This window comes from Caballeronia terrestris, assembly GCF_001544515.1.
GTDB lineage: Bacteria > Pseudomonadota > Gammaproteobacteria > Burkholderiales > Burkholderiaceae > Caballeronia > Caballeronia terrestris.
In genome coordinates this window covers 1-2,201 of record NZ_FCOL02000288.1, presented here as the reverse complement: position 1 = coordinate 2,201, position 2,201 = coordinate 1, and the positions used below count along the sequence as shown (strand labels likewise).

3 protein-coding genes and 1 pseudogene are annotated in these 2,201 nt (G+C 57.7%); all 4 read left to right on the top strand.

The genetic code is table 11. From position 1 onward, the window contains the following. The coding region (locus tag AWB67_RS36625; protein ID WP_087660715.1) for a Rossmann-fold NAD(P)-binding domain-containing protein at window positions 1-768 on the top strand (768 nt) is incomplete at its 5' end. 284 nt (window positions 769-1,052) lie between these two features. Then, window positions 1,053-1,184, top strand: coding sequence for a hypothetical protein (locus AWB67_RS43135; RefSeq protein WP_268808166.1), 132 nt, complete (start codon window positions 1,053-1,055; stop codon window positions 1,182-1,184). Window positions 1,185-1,545: 361 nt separating this feature from the next. Continuing rightward, the gene (locus AWB67_RS36620) at window positions 1,546-1,806 is read left to right on the top strand and encodes a transcriptional regulator (RefSeq protein WP_087660714.1); all 261 of its coding nucleotides are present in this window, start codon (window positions 1,546-1,548) and stop codon (window positions 1,804-1,806) included. A gap of 33 nt (window positions 1,807-1,839) precedes the next feature. Further along, window positions 1,840-2,201: pseudogene (locus tag AWB67_RS43685) on the top strand (Mu transposase domain-containing protein); the annotation flags it as partial.

The following is a 2,201-nucleotide window of genomic DNA, read 5'->3' as shown; positions in this document are numbered from 1 at the left end:
GGTGGCGTGTCACACGCGGCGCTCGTCACCGGCCTGAAGCATTACCTCGGGCCATTCGAGGCGTATGCAACAGGTGCTGTGCCGGTCACGCCGTTTCGTGAAGAGCAAGGGCGCCAGCCAGTCGACAATTTTTACTATGAACAAGAAGACCGGCTCTTCGACGCCGCGCAGCGTTACGGCTTCGGCTGGAGCGTGCATCGCCCGCATACGATCATCGGATACGCTGTCGGGAACGCGATGAATATGGGAGTGACGCTAGCCATCTACGCGTCGCTTTGCAAACAGGCTGGCGAACCTTTCGTGTTTCCTGGTTCTCCAACGCAATGGAACAGTCTGACCGACATGACCGACGCCCGGCTTCTGGCGCGCCATCTCGAATGGGCCGCGACCTCCGCAAACGCGCGCAATGAGGACTTCAACGTGGTCAACGGCGACGTGTTCCGCTGGAACTGGATGTGGTCGCGAATCGCGGAATACTTCGGCATCGAGGCTGCGCCATTCGACGGCAAGATGCGTCCGCTTGAACAGCGGATGCAGGATACGGGGGAGCAATGGTCCAAGATCGCCGCACAGTTCGATCTGGTCGAAACGGATATCCGCAGGCTGGCGTCATGGTGGCACACGGACGCCGACCTCGGCCGTCCGATGGAGGTGCTCACCGATATGACGAAGAGCCGCAGGGCGGGATTCCTGGACTATCAGAGCACGCCCGACGCCTTCTTTGGGTTGTTTGACAGGCTTAAGGCTGAGCGCGTCATTCCGCAATGACACGACTAAGCGCGATGCCCTTCAAATCCAGTGCTAACGGACTCAATTGAAAAGCAGAGACGTGGCGCTCGAGGCCGCCTGTTCGAAGGCGGCCTCGAACAGACGGGTTCAAGGCTTTTCATGAGTTTCTCGTCCGGACGCTTAGCGGTCCAACTACCCCATCAATCAGCGAAGCGAAGTGTGCTGACCAAGCGCGAGAAAGGCTTCTTAAGGACCGTAGCACGAGGAGGACAAGCCATCTGCGCAAGTCCGACCCACGCGAGAATCGGCGTGACGGCGATCGCATGGCGCGTGCGCGGATCAAGAGGATCGAGCGGCTTGCCGACGAGCAGGTTTCGTATGTTTTGGCGGCCGGGCACGATGTCTCCGAGCGGTTCGAGAACCGAGCTATCGTTGAAGTGGTGTACGCGGCGTAGGCGTAACGTTCACCATCTTTTCGATCGTGCCGATAGCAGTTTTCATACGCATCACGAACTGCGAACAGGCAAGATCGCCAAGACATGGCAATTGGAGGACTGGCTTGAGGTGTTTCAACAGTTACTGTAGGTGAGATGCCACCAACTTCCTCTTTGACGTCAGTGATGTGCGATCGCTGACTATCGAATCATTCTGGACTCGCCGGAGGGCCCTGTTGAAGTTGCTTGCGCGCTATCTTGGGTCAGACCGTCATCGAGAGTCGATGAGACCCACCTCAAGACCTGTGCGCTTGAGCGCTCGTCGTCTGGTCCAGCGAGCACGGGGCCGCGCCATCTCCATTAAACACATAAGGGATTGAAGATGCGATTGATCGAACCAGATGAACACGAACACTTTCTCGCGACCTTGCAGCGGATTGGTCTGGAAAAAGATGATTTCGATCTCCAGAAAACAGATACGACAGACCCCAGAACCGACGAGTGTTTGGGTCTACTGGGCTATGTCACGGTTGCCAGACGATCGACGCGGGTGGTGAGGGAGTACGTGCTTGGCGACGAAAGCGATTGGCTGGAGCATTTCAGGAAGGATCTCGAAGCGGGCATTTTCGATCAATCGAAATGAGATCCCGCATGTCATCGGAGCGGTGAGAAATAACTGGCCGAGAAGGTAAGCAAGCAGCGGTACGTGCACTTCGACCTGAACGACTACACGATCCCGCATACGCACGTGCGGTGCATGCTCACGGTGCGCGCCGATCCGCACCGGGTACGCATTCTCGACGGTGCCGATCTGCTCGCCACTCATGTGCGCAGTTACGATCTCGGTGGCTTCGTGCTCCAGACGCTGCGCGCGAACGACCTGATCTGGCCGTATGTCGTGAACAATTATCTGAAGGGCGGTGCACCGCATGCGTTCGACCTGCTCTACTGGAATGCCGATGGCACCAACCTGCCCGGCCCGATGTACGCCTGGTATCTGCGCAACATGTATCTCGAGAACAACTTGTGCAAGGCGGG